Source organism: Microbulbifer epialgicus (assembly GCF_041447265.1).
GTDB lineage: Bacteria > Pseudomonadota > Gammaproteobacteria > Pseudomonadales > Cellvibrionaceae > Microbulbifer > Microbulbifer epialgicus.
The window spans coordinates 1-15,030 of sequence record NZ_JBGMEK010000090.1; the positions used below are offsets into that span (position 1 = coordinate 1).

The 15,030-nt window shown below is 46.3% G+C and carries 18 protein-coding genes and 4 pseudogenes; 17 read left to right on the plus strand and 5 right to left on the minus strand.

The window, feature by feature from the left end; translation table 11 throughout:
• Positions 1-227 precede the first annotated feature (227 nt).
• Positions 228-479 carry a helix-turn-helix domain-containing protein gene (locus ACCI49_RS20975; protein ID WP_371841186.1) on the minus strand — a complete coding sequence of 84 codons (252 nt, stop codon included), beginning with the start codon at positions 477-479 and terminating at the stop codon, positions 228-230.
• Positions 480-730: 251 nt separating this feature from the next.
• Here ACCI49_RS20975 and ACCI49_RS20980 point away from each other — a divergent pair, with 251 nt between their 5' ends.
• On the plus strand, positions 731-916 hold the full coding sequence (locus ACCI49_RS20980) for a helix-turn-helix domain-containing protein (protein WP_371841187.1): 186 nt from the start codon (positions 731-733) through the stop codon (positions 914-916).
• Between the two features lie 63 nt (positions 917-979).
• Here the strand turns inward: ACCI49_RS20980 and ACCI49_RS20985 are convergent, their stop codons facing one another.
• Both ACCI49_RS20985 and ACCI49_RS20990 read right to left on the minus strand, forming a co-directional pair.
• Positions 980-1,384 carry a DUF1801 domain-containing protein gene (locus ACCI49_RS20985; RefSeq protein WP_371841188.1) on the minus strand — a complete coding sequence of 135 codons (405 nt, stop codon included), beginning with the start codon at positions 1,382-1,384 and terminating at the stop codon, positions 980-982.
• Entirely contained in the window at positions 1,381-1,782 is a 402-nt protein-coding gene (locus tag ACCI49_RS20990) for a hypothetical protein (RefSeq protein ID WP_371841189.1), read from the minus strand. Before ACCI49_RS20990 ends, ACCI49_RS20985 begins: the two co-directional genes overlap by 4 nt.
• Positions 1,783-1,922: 140 nt before the next feature.
• Between ACCI49_RS20990 and ACCI49_RS20995 the strand changes: the two genes are divergently transcribed.
• Both ACCI49_RS20995 and ACCI49_RS21000 read left to right on the plus strand, forming a co-directional pair.
• Positions 1,923-2,534, plus strand: a complete 612-nt coding sequence (locus ACCI49_RS20995; protein WP_371841190.1) for a TetR/AcrR family transcriptional regulator — start codon at positions 1,923-1,925, stop codon at positions 2,532-2,534.
• A 134-nt stretch (positions 2,535-2,668) separates the two neighbouring features.
• A pseudogene (locus tag ACCI49_RS21000) lies at positions 2,669-3,353 on the plus strand (IS6 family transposase).
• A gap of 142 nt (positions 3,354-3,495) precedes the next feature.
• Here ACCI49_RS21000 and ACCI49_RS21005 read toward each other — a convergent pair.
• On the minus strand, positions 3,496-4,359 hold the full coding sequence (locus ACCI49_RS21005; protein ID WP_371841191.1) for a LysR family transcriptional regulator: 864 nt from the start codon (positions 4,357-4,359) through the stop codon (positions 3,496-3,498).
• A gap of 208 nt (positions 4,360-4,567) precedes the next feature.
• On the opposite strand from ACCI49_RS21005, the gene rimK reads away from it, so the two are divergent.
• From rimK to ACCI49_RS21035, 6 genes and pseudogenes are all read left to right on the plus strand, one after another.
• Positions 4,568-5,473: a 30S ribosomal protein S6--L-glutamate ligase gene (rimK, locus tag ACCI49_RS21010; RefSeq protein WP_371841192.1), complete on the plus strand. Its 906-nt coding sequence runs from the start codon at positions 4,568-4,570 to the stop codon at positions 5,471-5,473.
• Positions 5,473-6,525: a succinylglutamate desuccinylase/aspartoacylase family protein gene (locus ACCI49_RS21015; RefSeq protein WP_371841193.1), complete on the plus strand. Its 1,053-nt coding sequence runs from the start codon at positions 5,473-5,475 to the stop codon at positions 6,523-6,525. Before rimK ends, ACCI49_RS21015 begins: the two co-directional genes overlap by 1 nt.
• A gap of 29 nt (positions 6,526-6,554) precedes the next feature.
• Complete coding sequence (locus ACCI49_RS21020; protein ID WP_371841194.1) at positions 6,555-7,082, plus strand: mechanosensitive ion channel domain-containing protein; 528 nt, start codon at positions 6,555-6,557, stop codon at positions 7,080-7,082.
• Complete coding sequence (locus ACCI49_RS21025) at positions 7,066-7,554, plus strand: ATP-dependent zinc protease family protein (RefSeq protein WP_371841195.1); 489 nt, start codon at positions 7,066-7,068, stop codon at positions 7,552-7,554. Before ACCI49_RS21020 ends, ACCI49_RS21025 begins: the two co-directional genes overlap by 17 nt.
• A 7-nt stretch (positions 7,555-7,561) precedes the next feature.
• Positions 7,562-8,020 (plus strand): annotated as a pseudogene (locus tag ACCI49_RS21030) (DUF1003 domain-containing protein).
• Between the two features lie 71 nt (positions 8,021-8,091).
• Positions 8,092-8,247, plus strand: a pseudogene (locus ACCI49_RS21035) (IS481 family transposase); the annotation flags it as partial.
• 99 nt (positions 8,248-8,346) lie between these two features.
• Here ACCI49_RS21035 and ACCI49_RS21040 read toward each other — a convergent pair.
• Positions 8,347-8,769, minus strand: a complete 423-nt coding sequence (locus ACCI49_RS21040) for a VOC family protein (protein WP_371841196.1) — start codon at positions 8,767-8,769, stop codon at positions 8,347-8,349.
• Positions 8,770-8,971: 202 nt separating this feature from the next.
• Between ACCI49_RS21040 and ACCI49_RS21045 the strand changes: the two genes are divergently transcribed.
• From ACCI49_RS21045 to ACCI49_RS21080, 8 genes and pseudogenes are all read left to right on the plus strand, one after another.
• On the plus strand, positions 8,972-9,259 hold the full coding sequence (locus ACCI49_RS21045) for an ArsR/SmtB family transcription factor (RefSeq protein ID WP_371841203.1): 288 nt from the start codon (positions 8,972-8,974) through the stop codon (positions 9,257-9,259).
• Positions 9,256-9,615 (plus strand): SRPBCC family protein, encoded by a 360-nt coding sequence (locus ACCI49_RS21050; protein ID WP_371841197.1) that lies wholly within the window; start codon positions 9,256-9,258, stop codon positions 9,613-9,615. Before ACCI49_RS21045 ends, ACCI49_RS21050 begins: the two co-directional genes overlap by 4 nt.
• A 46-nt stretch (positions 9,616-9,661) precedes the next feature.
• Positions 9,662-9,844, plus strand: a pseudogene (locus ACCI49_RS21055) (ATP-dependent Clp protease proteolytic subunit); the annotation flags it as partial.
• Between the two features lie 187 nt (positions 9,845-10,031).
• Complete coding sequence (locus ACCI49_RS21060) at positions 10,032-10,385, plus strand: GFA family protein (protein ID WP_371841198.1); 354 nt, start codon at positions 10,032-10,034, stop codon at positions 10,383-10,385.
• A gap of 690 nt (positions 10,386-11,075) precedes the next feature.
• The gene (locus ACCI49_RS21065; RefSeq protein WP_371841199.1) at positions 11,076-11,777 is read left to right on the plus strand and encodes a DUF6710 family protein; all 702 of its coding nucleotides are present in this window, start codon (positions 11,076-11,078) and stop codon (positions 11,775-11,777) included.
• A 1,687-nt stretch (positions 11,778-13,464) separates the two neighbouring features.
• The gene (locus tag ACCI49_RS21070) at positions 13,465-13,680 is read left to right on the plus strand and encodes a hypothetical protein (protein WP_371841200.1); all 216 of its coding nucleotides are present in this window, start codon (positions 13,465-13,467) and stop codon (positions 13,678-13,680) included.
• 334 nt (positions 13,681-14,014) lie between these two features.
• On the plus strand, positions 14,015-14,524 hold the full coding sequence (locus ACCI49_RS21075; RefSeq protein WP_371841201.1) for a hypothetical protein: 510 nt from the start codon (positions 14,015-14,017) through the stop codon (positions 14,522-14,524).
• The gene (locus tag ACCI49_RS21080) at positions 14,518-14,928 is read left to right on the plus strand and encodes a hypothetical protein (RefSeq protein WP_371841202.1); all 411 of its coding nucleotides are present in this window, start codon (positions 14,518-14,520) and stop codon (positions 14,926-14,928) included. Before ACCI49_RS21075 ends, ACCI49_RS21080 begins: the two co-directional genes overlap by 7 nt.
• Positions 14,929-15,030 lie beyond the last annotated feature (102 nt).

The window sequence follows — 15,030 nt, forward strand, 5'->3', positions numbered from 1 at the left end:
CTTGTGTTTGATGATGCGATCATTAGTATGGATCATGGGGTTTATCCTTGGTTTTGCTTTTAGGCTTAGGCACCTTCATCAAAACTGGTAAACCCCTCTTTTTCAAGAGGATGTGTCAGATTTGGTCTGAACTAATCCACTCAACCACAAAATAGCACTCCAATAATTCGTAAATTTATCTCCGAATTTATAGAGATGCCCTTTAGTTTTTAGCTTGTTTTAATGTTTTAAAACTCTCGCAATTGATACCCGTGCCCTCGGTGAGTGATGATGTAAGACCATGTGTTATTTTGATCAATCAGTTTACGTAGCTTTGATATCGCCGAGTCAACCACATTGCTCATCGGTTCAACACAATCGTCATAAATTTTTTGCTCAATTTCCCCGTGGGTTAGAACCCGGTAGTGATTCAGGAACAAGCATTCAATCAGATTATATTCTCTACGCGGTAACGTAATTAACTGACCGTCAATGCTCACTTATTTTTGATTCAAGTCAATCGAGAGATTATCAATGTGTACACAGTTGCTACCGATACCTGCGCGCCGGCGTAGCAATGCTTCGATCCTCGCCACAAGCTCATCAAAACTAAAGGGTTTAATTCAGTGAAGTGAGCATTGTTCTCAAATCCCAGTGACTGATAAAAGTCGATGGACGCTTTCAAGTTGGTGACAGGGAGGTTTACAAAAATCATACGTGTCATAGTGCGGGCTCTATTTGTTAAATACATGTGAGTAAGCGCAATTTTGTTCGCCGCTTTAAAGTGGCCAAAAAGGCATTGCAAGCCGGCTCTCAGAATATTCAGCCGTTGGTGCGTAACGTAGGTTATAACGACATTAAAATATTTCGTGGCGTGTTTAAGCGAGTTACCGGTCTAACCCCGCAGGAATACCGTAATAAATACGCAAGGGCATAGTAACAGTTAGCCGCATACGCGTATAGCAATTGAATAGCCGATGAGTCCCTGACTTTTCGGCACTCAGCCCGAATTCAGGGCAACGGCTTCACGAATGAGCTGTTTAAACCCCTCTGCATTGATTTCATCTCCTTCTTTGATGTCGATGGCACGCCTTGTTTTACCGTTAATGCCGGAATTGAATATTTTGCAGGGATCATTTAGTTGGGCGCCCTTCATAAAAGTGAGCTTCACTTTGTCTTTGTAGGTTTCTCCCGTGCAAATAATGCCATCGTGACACCAGGTAGGCACCCCATTTGGATTCGATGGTTTGCGCCATTTAATATCCTCCACAACATTGGGGGCTGCTTGACTAATCAATGCTCTTACATGGGTAAGTGTTTTGCCTCGCCAATCATTCAGGGTTTCGATTTTTGCAGCGATTAAGCTTCCCGGGGTTTGATCCTGCTTTGTTGTTTTATCATTCATACTTGTACTCTCTCAACAGCGTCCTCAATTCGGATGGGCTTTAAGTAAAAACGGCCATAAGCTATAAAAATGCATACGGCAAGCACCGTCATCCAATAAAAGACAGAGCTTAAATCTTGTGGGCTTGAAAGAAGATGTATTATGGTGAATAACAGCATTTCTCCTGCAATACACAAGGCGGCAACCGGAGCCAGGTTGGCAAGGGATTTACGAAATGCCGGTAACACCAAACAAATGCACAACAAAAGCTCCAGCCCACTTAAGGAGATCCAGGCTCCATTGGGTATGGCACCTAACGACGGCATTGTTTCAGTAGCGGAGTGGCTCCATTTCCACACGGCTCCCATAGTAGTGTGAAGCGCAAGCAATGCCTGTAAAGACCAAAGTAATATATTCATCGTCGTATTCCTGATATCTTCCTGAAGGTTATCAAATTTGATTTTCGTGTATTTCTTTCGAGTAAATTCAATAGAGTAAAAGTGGATTTACTATAGTCAATTGAATATAGTATGCTGTATTCAATTAGAGTATGTGAGAAATGAAAAGAAAATACAACTCAAAAAGTCGTCAGCAACAGTCTCAAGCCACCCAGTTAAAAATACTGGAAGCTGCAAGGCATTTATTTTCGGAAGAAGGGATAAAGAAGTCGACTATCAACAAAATTGCACAAAGAGCCGACGTAGCCCCACCGACGATTTACGCGCTGTTCAAGTCAAAGGCTGGGATCATTAGCCAGCTAGGACAAACTTTTGTCTTCGGTGAGGGTTATTTAAATCTCGTGAAAAAATCCATCCAACAGGCGGACGCCAGGGAGTCTTTAAAGCTCGCACCCATCATAACTGTGACTATTTTTGAGATGGAAATGGAGCAGATGCCATTTCTGTGGGACGACGCGTCCATTACTTCTGAACTGCAAGACCTTATATCTCAACTTGAAAATCAACGCTATGAAAGACAACGATTCATCCTCGATCGACTTTACGAGCAGGAATATTTAGCGCTTGGGTTAACCGTGAGTGCAGCCCGCGACATCTTATGGGCGCTCACTGGGAGAGAAATGTTTAAAAAAATGGTTATCGAGAAAGGATGGCCTCATACAAGCTATAAAAAATGGTTGGAGGGGACTTTGGCTACTCTGTTGTTACAATAGCAGACGGATAGTGGCTTGCGAGAGGCAACAGATAACATCTTGATAGCTAAAAGTTTGCATTAGGAAGGAGAGATTACGTCATTTAAGGCGGGAAATTTAGCTGGAGAGGGTAGTTTCGGGCCTACAACATTAGAGTGAACTTTTCGAGGGAATGGGCGCGAAACCCCAAAGATGTGATTTTGTATGCCGTATTTTTCTATTTACCCTATGCAGTTTCCTATCGTGATCTGGGAGAGATTATTCAGGAGCGTGGGTTACTGTTAATCACGCCACCCTCAACTGATGGGTTGTCAAATATTCCTCGCAAATTGCCGCAGAGGCCAGAAAGAAGAAGAGCCAGGCAGGTGCCTCCTGGCGTATGGATGAGACCTATATCAAAGTTATGGGCAAGTGGGTATACCTGTATCGAGCAGTCGATAAATCCAGTGAGACCGTTGACTTCATACTCTTTGAAACCCGAGATGAAGCCGAAGCAACACACTTCTCCGGCAATCCATTGGCATCAATGGGATGCCAGAGAAGGTAGTCAGAGACAAAAGCGGAGCCAGTTGCCGTCCTAACCAACATCAATATCTACCTGTTTCTGATGGGCTTCTGGCTTTCATTCATCGATACCCTACAGGTCAAATATCTCAACAATATCGTTGAGCAGAATCACCGGTTTATCAAACGCATAACCAAGCCTATGACGGTTTTTGGGCCTTCCATTCAGCCGCTGCCACTCTCGATGGGATTGAGATTGCTCACATGATCCGAAAAGGACAGCTGGGCCGGGAAGGCATCCCAGCCTATCGTCGATTTATGGCACTTGCAGGATAACCGTGTCCGGGCCATAGGTGTGTTTCAGCCATACGGAAAGTTTGCGACAGAACCAACGCTAGGGGTTTTGTTCAAACTTATGTGCTTATTTGTTCAGGTTAATGTCGAACTGTTCAACTTATTGCGCTAATTTACATTTTACCTAGACTGATAACGTTTTGGCCGCACGCCGGGTTAAAAACTCAACAACTGGTATAAAGGCCTTATTGTTTTCACTTTCTTCATTAAAAACTGCAAAAATACTGCGGCTGGCACGATAAACATGCTTCACTTCAAACAGCTTGCGCTCTGCAAGCAGAGGTTCAATTAGATTACTGGGCAGGAATGCAGCTCCGCCATGAGTTAACAAGAACTCTAGTGCTATATGGCTCTGTCCTGTGTGCAGTACTGGCGCAATAGCCTGATCAAAGAACTTGGCATGCTGTAGGTTAAAAGCTGTCCCCCAGTCTACAAAGATATAACCTAAGTGCTCAATATCCTCCGCACAGGAGACATTTTCACTTGAGACAAACATCAGTTCCATCTCACCTATTGGGCTGGTCCTCAGCTCCGATACCTTGGGTGGATCGAACAGTACCGCAATATCTAATCGGCCACTGAGCAGTGCCCTTGTCAGTTCTCGCTGGGGGTTAATCTCAGTACGCAAATAGAGGCCCGGGAAGGCTCCAGCCATTTGCGGAAGAAGGGACTGCAAGAAGGTATCCCACAAATTTGATGTCCCTCCAATCGATATTTGCAAGTGCTTCTGGTCGGCTACACCTACATCCTGTAGCGCGGCCTGCCAGCCCGCCAGTAAGTTTTCCGCGTGAGGTAACAACCGCTCACCACTAGGGGTGAGCAGTATATTGTTGCGCTCGCGGGTAAACAGTTTCACCCCAACCACATCTTCCAGTTGCTTGATGCGAAAGCTGACCGCTGATTGAGTCAGAAATAGGTTCTCGGCAGCCCGGCCAAAATGACGGGTCTTCGCAACCTCCAAAAAAGTGCGCAAAAGGTCTGTATTCATACCACTTCAATCAAAATATTTTATCGAAAACACAAAAATGACTCGTTTTACCCAGGGTTCTGCGAGGGCGTAAGATCGCCGCCAGATCTGAGACTCTGTATTCATAGGATATAAGCCGACTTAAGTAACAAAATCAACAACCAGTAATATTTATCAAAGTTGAAAAATTTAGCTAAATGCGCCCATTTTAGCCCTAGGAGAACTGCTCATGAGAATCGCTATTTTGTCCCGGGGCCCCGAGTTGTATTCCACTCGCCGCTTGAAAGAAGCCGGAGAGGCTCGTGGCCATCAGGTAGACATTATCGACACACTGCACTGCTACATGGACATTACCCGAAGCCGCCCGACCGTTCGTTATCACGGTGAAGAATTACCGTATTACGATGCCGTCATTCCCCGATTAGGCGCTTCAATCACGTTCTATGGTACGGCTGTTGTACGTCAGTTCGAGATGATGGGCACTTTCTGTGTCAATGAATCTGTGGCTATTAGCCGCTCTCGAGACAAACTTCGCTCGCTGCAACTGTTGTCTCGCAAGGATGTGGGTTTGCCCAGAACTGGATTCGCAAGCAAACCCGACAATATTAAGGATTTGATCAGAAATGTGGGGGGTGCTCCTGTTGTGATCAAACTGCTGGAAGGCACCCAAGGTATCGGGGTGGTGCTGGCTGAAACCAACAAGGCTGCTGAAAGCATTGTCGAAGCCTTTATGGGGTTAAAAGCCAACATATTGGTGCAAGAGTTTATCAAGGAGGCCGGAGGCGCCGATATCCGCTGCTTGGTTGTTGGGGGCAAGGTAGTTGCGGCCATGAAGCGGCAAGGAGCAGAGGGGGAATTCCGATCTAACCTGCACCGCGGGGGCTCAGCAAAGCTGGTGCGCCTGACCAAAGATGAGCGCACTACGGCAGTAAATGCCGCCAAAGTTATGGGCTTGAGTGTGTGTGGCGTAGACATTTTGCAATCCAAGAACGGGCCGGTGGTGATGGAAGTCAACTCTTCTCCTGGGCTGGAGGGTATAGAAACAGCAACCAACAAGGATGTCGCAGGTATGATCTATGAGTTTATCGAAGCCAAAGCCAAGCCCAATCACACCCGCACCCGGGGGAAAGGCTGATGCAAGACGATAAGTTGACGATTGCCGGAGTGGACATCCTCCCCGGCCAATCAAGGCGCTTGGAAATACCGGTAGCAAATCTATACACCGATACGGATATTTTTATCCCTATTCACGTCGTGCGTGCAAAAAAACCGGGACCAACGCTATTCGTTTCAGCCGCAGTGCATGGCGATGAGCTGAATGGCATAGAGATCATTCGCCGCCTGATTAACTCAAAATACCTGAACCTAAAGATAGGAAGTTTGATTCTGGTGCCAATGGTGAATGTATATGGTGTGCTCAACCAGAGTCGCTACATGCCCGACAGGCGCGATCTGAACCGCTGTTTTCCGGGTTCTGAAAAAGGCTCATTGGCTGCAAGGGTCGCTTCTATTTTTCTGGAAGAGGTGGTTCAGCATTGCGACTACGGCATTGATCTACATACTGGCGCCATCCATCGCTCTAACCTGCCGCAAGTTCGAGCGAATTTGTCAGATCCAGAAACCCGAGCATTAGCAGAGGCATTTGGTGTACCAGTACTTCTCAATGCCAACCTGAGGGATGGTTCACTGCGTCAAGCCGCAGTGGAATGGGAGACAAAGATTTTACTTTATGAAGCAGGTCAAGCATTACGTTTTGATGAAATATCGATTCGGGCTGGAGTTCGTGGTGTTATCAATGTATTGAGCAAGCTGGGTATGCTAAAGCGCAAGATCAGGCGAAAAAAAGTGATGCCTTTTGTGGCCAACAACAGTACTTGGATACGCGCTTCTGCCAGTGGGTTCGTGAACACTCTAAAAGAGCTGGGCGATCAGGTTACTAGAGGCGATATTCTGGCAGACATAGGTACACCTTTCGGAGATAGTTTAGCCAAGGTCACTGCAAATAAGTCCGGCATTATCATCGGTAAGCAGAACATCCCTTTAGCTCAGGAAGGTGATGCCATGTTCCACATAGCTTATTTTTCAGAAAGTGACGAAAACATTGCCTCCATCATTGAAAAAATGCAGGAAGTACTTGAAGAAAGCCCTGAACTGTCCTCGCCTGATATTGAGCCAATAGCAGAGTGATTAGACAGATGTAGTAGTAGGAGAAATTTATGAGTCTATATACAGCCGGGATATTGCTAACTGTAGTCATCGGCTTAGTCCTGGGTAATCGGGCAATAAAAAAACTAGTTAATCGAGTAGGTGCTGAACGCCATATTGATGAAAGCCGTATCGATTATGTCATCAAATCCATACAGCTGGTTTGGGTATTTATTGGTGTCGTTGCTGGTATTGCGCTGACGGGAAGCAGTGTTGAGGACGTGGGCGTACTGGTAGGATCGTCTCTGGCTTTTTTAGGTGTTGCACTGTTTGCCCAGTGGTCCCTACTAAGTAATGCCACTGCCAGCATTATTGTATTTTTCTTCTTCCCTTATCGAGTGGGAAGTTGGGTGGAGATTATTGATGGAGACAATACGGTCATTGGACAAATCAAAGAGATAACTCTGTTTCATGTCATTATGCTTGATGAAGATAATGCGATAGTCACCTATCCGAATTCATTGGTATTTCAAAAGGCCGTAAGAATCACCCACAACAAGCCAGTGAAAAAGGATATTGAAGATGAAATCAACAAGTAAAATTACAATCGGCGCTATCGAAGTCTGTAATTTACCAGAATTAAGTATCTCCGATTTACATGTAAGGGTGGACACTGGTGCTAAAACATCTTCTTTACACGTGGATAACATCCGGCGCTTGAAAAAGAATGGTCGTGCTTGGGTCACCTTTGATATTCACCCAGATATCCATAATGTTGATAAGGTAGTTGCTTGTGAATCGCCACTTTTTGATGTTCGACGTATCAAGTCATCTAATGGAAAATCTGAAGAGCGTTATGTGGTCAAAACCCAGCTTGAGTTGGGTGGCCAGCAATGGCCAATTGAAATTACGCTGACAGACAGATCTGATATGTCTTACCTCATGCTACTGGGGCGTGAGGGTATGGGCAGCCGGGTTCTTATTGATCCCTCAGAAAACTTTATGCTCACAGACTCCCCTTTGACTGAAATGCGAGGAAGAGATGAAAAAAAACTTTCAGAATTTAACTAAGGCCCTGATGGGAAAGGATATCAAAGAGCTGGACTCTTCCGAGAAGCGAGTTATCAACAGCATCGCCGATCAAACCACCTTGGCAGAGAATGTCAATGATACTTATGTTGAGTCGCTCACTTTCGGTGAGCGAGTTGCTGATAGAGTTTCGCGATTCGGAGGGTTTTGGAGCTTTATCTGCCTATTCTTTTTGATTATTGCGGTGTGGATTATTACCAACAGTTATTTTTTTATGGCCGATAATGCCTTTGATCCATACCCCTATATATTGCTGAATTAAGGGCTATCAACACTTGCCGCTTTCCAGGCTCCTATAATTATGATGTCTCAAAATCGGCAGGCAGAGAAAGACCGACTCAAGCAAGAAGCTGCGTTCCAGATCAATCTAAAGCTGGAAATTGAAGTCATGCGACTACATGAGAAGCTTGATTCTTTAAAAAGCAGAATCGTCGTTTCCATTGATTAGTGATAAAAAGTTCACTCCCCATACAAAGCGTACCTCCAAATTCTGGTATGGATCAGTGCTTATTGGCCGGATATGGATCAATAGAAGAGCTACAAAAGGATCTGTATGAATGGCTCATCTATTATAATAATGATCGCACCCATCAAGGTAAGAAGTGTTGTGGCCGCACACCGATGGCAAGACTTGAAGATGGAAAAAGCATCTGGAAGGAAAAATTTGTAAACTGAATTTGACCTGACAGAACACCTTCTGAAAAATCGGTAACTGTCAGATCAAGTCTGAACTACTACACCTGACAAGAAGCCAGAGCGCATCCGCCCACGACATCAGCCAGGCGGCAGCATTTGCGGATTCCAGACTACTTCCCAGAGGTGTCCGTCAGGATCAGTAAAATAGCCTGCATAACCGCCATAGAAAGTATCTTGCGGTGCCTTGATAATCTTTGCCCCTGCACGCTCGGCAGCACTGATGATGTCATCAACATCCTCCTGCTGCAGAACGTTGTGTCCAATGCTGCCAGCAGTGGTGCAGATCGGATTTTTGGGCAATCCGGTATCATGCGCGAGATCGTCTTGCGCCCAAATGGCGAGTTTCAATCCGCTTGAAAGATCGAAGAATGCGACTGCGCCATGTTCGAATTCTCGACCGACGATCCCCTCAGTCGGGAAACCGAGCCCATCGCGATAAAAAGAAAGCGAGCTTTCGAGATTGGAGACGGCAAGCGTAAGAACGGAGATACGTGGTTTCATGTCGGTGCCCTTTCTACCGGCGTCCGCACTATGCGAACGCTTTGAAAGTCTTGGGCCGTCACTTTGTGACAGAAGGACCCGCAAAGCGGGGGGCGGGCCAACCGTCCCGAACCTAACCTGTTTTAGACCAAGCAACGATAACGATAATGCTCGTCCGAAGTCAACACTAACTTAGACACAGCGCGGTCGGCGCTCCAATGCTCTGGCCGACCCCACGCGCCGTGCGATTTTTGAAAAGCTTGCATCCGGAAGCATGAATGCCAGTAGCTTGCGGGAAGGTATAGAGATCAGCCAGCCGGCAGTGTCGCAGCACCTCTCTGTTCTTCGCAACGCCAAGCTGGTTCGAGAAGAACGTACAGGCCGCTTCGTGAACTATGAGGTTGATCCAGATGGACTCGTACTCATCGCGGAGTGGCTGGCAATGTATCGAACCTATTGGCCTGCGCGAATTGACGCTTTGAAAAATTTACTAAGGGACATGGACCAATGAACGATCCAGAGGTCAAACAGCAAGAGAACAGACTCGAAATGGAATACGAAATTGACGCGCCCCCTGAAAAGGTTTGGCGAGCAATCAGTATTCCAGAGTTTCGCGAGAAATGGCTGCCCGAAAAGGACTTGGCCGATGCTGCCCCCATATCGACAGAACCGGGAAAAGAAATTCGTTATCGAATGCGCGAAGAAGTATCGCCTTTCCGCGAAAGCATCGTGACATTCCAAGTCGGCCCTAATGTCCATGGCGGCACCCGGTTGAGAATTACCCATCAACTCGTGGACGCTCGACCCATTCGGCAAACGCCGCCTGCCGCGAACGACAATCGACCGGTGCTAATGCTCGCTGCATAACATCTTTGAATGTACCAGATCAGAATCTACAGAAAGGAGTTCGCCTATGCGCGAAGCGATGCAACTTGTCCCGATGGTAATTGAGCAGTCCAGCCGAGGCGAACGTTCCTTTGATATCTATTCCCGCCTGCTTCGGGAGCGAATCATATTCTTGAACGGCGAAGTAGAAGATACCGTTTCCGCAATCGTCTGCGCGCAGTTGTTGTTCCTGGAAGCTGAGAATCCAAACAATAAGTACCTTATGCTAAAACCCACCACACTGGTAGCATCGGATATTTTTAATCCAACAATTTATGTTTGGGCAAGTGAAAAACAGCCGTGGTATCAAATACCGGAGGGGGTCACTGTTTATGAAACTCAGCCCTGAACCGCTACCGTATTCGATTTGTAACCCACACACGTTCGAGGAAATAACAATGTCAGAAAAATATTATAAAGGTGGCTGTCAGTGCGGCGCCGTGGATTTTGAAACCGATGTCGATATTAACAACGCTATTACGTGCAACTGCTCTCGTTGCAAGCCGATGGGATTTGTATTGGCCTTTACTCCGGCAGAAAAATTTAGGTTAAAAAGCGGCAGCGACAAGCTAACCGAATACCTGTTTAACAAAAAAGAAATAAGACACCTGTTTTGTTCAATTTGCGGGGTTGAGAGCTTTGCCTACGGGGAGTCGGCGGGGCATCCCATGGTTGCGATTAATCTTAACTGTTTGGAAGGTGTTGACACGCGTGAATTGAATCCCAACCCGGTTGATGGAGCTAGCGTTTAATTGAATCTACGGTTAGCGCTGCCCTGCACGTAAAAAATCAGCCAGAGCGTGGTGTTGGAAGACCATTTTCCCATTGCTCTTTAGTGATCCTCCATTCCACTTTACTCCATCCTTTGCTGGTCATCCAATCGGGAGTAGGGCAAGTGAGCGCCGTAGCAACGAATGCTTTGACCAGTGGAGCGACACGAGAATTGGCAGTACTCAGCACGACTGCCCCCGAAAGCGTTACCATCGAATATCGCTGGTTCGCCCTCGATTACGCTTATCACACAATGCGCTCGCTATTTAAATCGATAGGTGATTTTTTTGTTGGCTGTTCGATGGAAGGGCTGAAGGGCTTGGCACGGTACGCGCCCACCTCGGTGCACGTGAGTCCAGGGCTACGTATACTATGACATGAAGCTATATCATCACTTGCCCAATAACCGAACTTTCTTCCCGATCTTCAAGGGAACGGCTGATCCGTTAACAGGTCGCGAAGCTTCCATTCGTCCGCTATGCTGTTTGAGATTTGCCTGGTCGAGTTGGCCGCGAATGGCGGTGTGCGAATCCTCGCAGAACTTGTTTAATTCCAAAGGCGACGATTTCGGTTTCCTACAGGTGGCTGGAAGGTCATCGGCAAAAATAAGCGGGAAGGTCCCGCCAAGGGGTAGTTCCTTATTCCCACTAGCGAATCAGTTGATCTAACTCATGAAATCAAAAATTTTAAGATCCATCCGAAAGCTATCCTCAAAGGAGAAAATTTCTAACTCGCAAGAAACGCTCCAATTATTACTGAGGCGAGCAAAAAAAATGGCTGCTTTGGGTCAAAAGGAAGCTCTGGAAGACCTGCAAAGATTGGCTCTTCGCCAGATTCAGAGTAGGCACATGGTAGATGCCTATCTCAAACCAGACCATCATGCAATAGACCCTCTCTCTGAGTGGAATGACGTAGGGATTACATTCATTCCGAGTATTAAAAAAAGTTTGATTGACTTTCTTCTTGATGGGCGTCGTATAAATAAAGGTCTACTGCCTACAGCAAAGCTTGGACGAGATATTGTATTACCAACTTGTTGGCATCCTTTTAGTATCATCCATATGTTGGGGAAAATCGGAGAGGGCCGAAAGTGTGGCATGTGGTCTCAAGACCCTAATCATTCAATTCACTATTGGTACCCTTTAAATATATTTTGGGTTGCTGGTGGCAATCACTCTATAACACAAGGAATTTTGTTAGCGGAAGGGGAGGTTAAGGCAAGTGAGGGATATAATCTATCAGATTTATATAAATACGTATTTTTTAATGGGGATTCTTGGATTGACGCTGACTCAGGTGCGACGCTTGGAATACCTCGGTATAAAGAAATTGGGTATGTCTATGAAGTTGGAAGATTCATATGCCAGCTATAAACTCTTCTGAAAACCAATTGAGTCTAGGTTAGGCAGTCTAAGGGTATTTACATAAAATCTCATAAAATGAATCTAGACTTAAAGTTGTCAAGACTACTTTGTATCACCATCAAAGCCACCCTGAGCTTTCATTAAACTGGTGATTGGGTCTGCCCGTACTCAAAGCAATACTGATGTAACCCACGTCTAAACTCGTTTTCTCGCAACCTGAGCAACCTTTTCACCACTTTCATCGCCACTCTAGTACAGACCGACTCGAATGCCAACAAGGTTCAGCCTGTTGCGGCATTCGCTAAAACACCGAACACCATTAACACACACGATGATGTGCAAAATTATTACAAGGAATGGGGCTCGAAAGACGGGCCGGTTGTTACCTTCAGCCACGGCTGGCCACTGAGAGTGGGTATCCCTGTATAGGGATACCCTTTGAAATGAGTTTGAGGAGAAGCCCTCAGCCGCGAGCGATGACTAATAGAATTTCAAGGCATCGCTGCGATAGGGCACCGCTCAGGAGATACGAAGGCCATATCAGGGCTCTCGAGGATCTCTGGGGCTACTAGGAAAAAGGCCATATCAGGGATCTCTGGGGCTACTAGGAAACTAGTAGGAGCCGTGCCCGCAGTAGCCGGCAGCAGAAGTGCGAATTAAACACGCCTCGTTCTCCCAGAAGCAGCCCGTTCTTTATCATCTGCATGGACGTATTCCTTATCAGTAGTACCAAGCTTTCCATGTCCAAGGTCTGCGGATAGATCTTTGAGAGCCCTATTTTCTACATCCATTGATGCACCTGTGTGACGAAGCCAATGTGTAGAAGTGGCTAAGAGGACTTTTGCATCATCTTCAAAGCCATCCTGAACCATCTTTGGGTGTTTGACTGTTTTTGGGTAAATTGATCAGGATTCATTATCTAAGTTACTGTTTTTATCCCTTAAATATTATAAATGGTCCATAAGGTCGTCTGTTTCTTATACAGACCATTTCCTCCAGGCTGAGCACCACCTGTTTGCAGTTGCTCCACTCAACCTCGAAATTTCATTTGGGCTGAGCTGTCAAGGTTCGAATAAACATATCAATAAAAGTAAGGGCTGACCCTGATCTTTTATAGCTGTAATTTCCTTATTCGTATAAGAGAGATGGGGGGCTACCTACTACCTTCCCATGTAGGTTAGGGGGGGGCTGCTCAGCTGGGTATCTTCTACTTGGCATTCCCCCGGGTGGAAACCAGTCTGGTATTTGAATCCTGCAACCCACTGCTCAAAGTTATCGCCGCCTTATTCTGATCAACCGCCAGAGATAGCCTGGAGTAGGGTGCTCGCGACGCATGGACCCGGAAGCAAGCATCCTTTAGCCCGACTCAAACACTAATCAGGGAAGGCTGTGAAAGTTTTCAGTTCACTGACCGCATGATGCTACTAGCTGCTGCAGAAGTAGTAGTAGAGGCAGTGATTTGAGCGGCGTACAAAATTGGCATATCTGCGCGGTTTGCAGAAAAAACGAGATAGAAAGACCATCGGCGCGTCCCCTAGCCTGACCTGGCTGGCCGGGTGCTGCCATCTGCTATTGATCCTCCGCCTGGTTGCGCCCCCCCCCCCGCTGGCATTTTGCCCTGAACGTGCAAGTTTTGATAAGGCAGGCTATTTGCCCAGTTCCGGGTGCGTAGTAACAGCGCACCAGTAGCGCGCCTTTGGATTGTGCCTATGTTCAATCGTCCTGTGCTCTGTACCTCAGCGATCTAATCAGCCAAGTGGGTGGTCCTACCTACCTAAAAGACCTGGTTGGAAATAACCGCTCTGTAGCCAAGATCGCCACCTATACCAAGAAAGTGCGCGAGCATTCCATTTTACGCCAAGTGATCACCGTTGCTGTGCACCACCGGCAACGTCACCATGGATTCGTTTAGACAGCACGCGCTAATCCATGAGGGAAAACAGCACTCCATGAGCTCGTCGAGCCTGGAAGCTAGGCAAATACACCCCGCCCCAAGTAAGATATTTTTGTCGCCCGCTATTCATCCCTGAATAGCAACCTGAAAGGTCCGCTGTTTTCAAACCGCCAGAGGGCTTTTCTTCTCCTGACTCCCTGAAAAGTAAAACCTGTACGTCTAGCTTGTCTTATGTTATGGATAAAACCGCTGTTGGGTATTTATATTGCTACCCGAGCTGAATGTAAGCTTTAATTGCCATTGATGCATGGCGGTTAACAATCGAACATACAGAAAGGACTCACTAAGCAGTATGGCTGGACATTACTTATTAAGGCAAACACACGAAAAGACCTCTGTCATATCAGTCGGAGGTTCCAATTACACCATACAGGTCAGCTATCACGATGTGGCTGGCATTACTGGAAAAGCGGTAGGCATCAAATTCACAAATGCCAATGGGAGCATGGACTCCTCAATTTCGGGCAGCGCCCATGGATTGTCATTAGCCAGGACCATTGGCAAGCACGCTACCGAGATGATCCTACCGGACCTGCCTAGCATCTCTATTTTGGGCTTTTATCTCTTAACTGATGATTTGGGCAGACGTAAGGCCAATGCGATTCATATAAAAAATCGTGCTTATGGACACGGCGCACGGGAGATTTACAAACATGTCAAACATAAACTGCCACATTTTATTGCACTTCATACCGTGGGCGGTATTGGATGGTTTATGAGCAACGAGAAGATTTCAGATACCGATCAATACCGAATTTTTGAACAAGAACTTGCAAAACCTCTGGAGGTCTTGACATGCTAATCAAAGCTGATGATGACCAGTACTTCGTGCTCCCTGACGATATCGCTGAATCGATAATCTCAGACCCTACCATTGATCCCACAATGGAAGATGTACCTGATTTTACCGCTCAAGAGGTCAACACAGTGGTACATGTGAGTGTTGGTTTCATGATGGATAGCAAGCTCACACTGGAAGAAAACTTCCAAATGATGCGCGAGGACTTCGCGGGTCGTCGTCAAGCATCTGAAGAAAACCGCTTGAAAGCCAGACAACTCATTGAAAAATACAACAATGAAATTACCATAAACGAAATCGGTGTTTGTAATATTGAGGATGTTATTCAGACTAAAGAAGAGCAAGAGGCCATTTTAAAGGAGCGATACCCTAACTGGGGTAAGTTGCCAATCAAGGATGAAAAATGATTTTCAAAACGCAGGGAATTGACAGTGAAGAACGTAGCGCTAGTAAAAATGGGAGACCCCCCAGCTTTGCTGGGGAGGCACGCATAGTTTGACAGTTCCAGA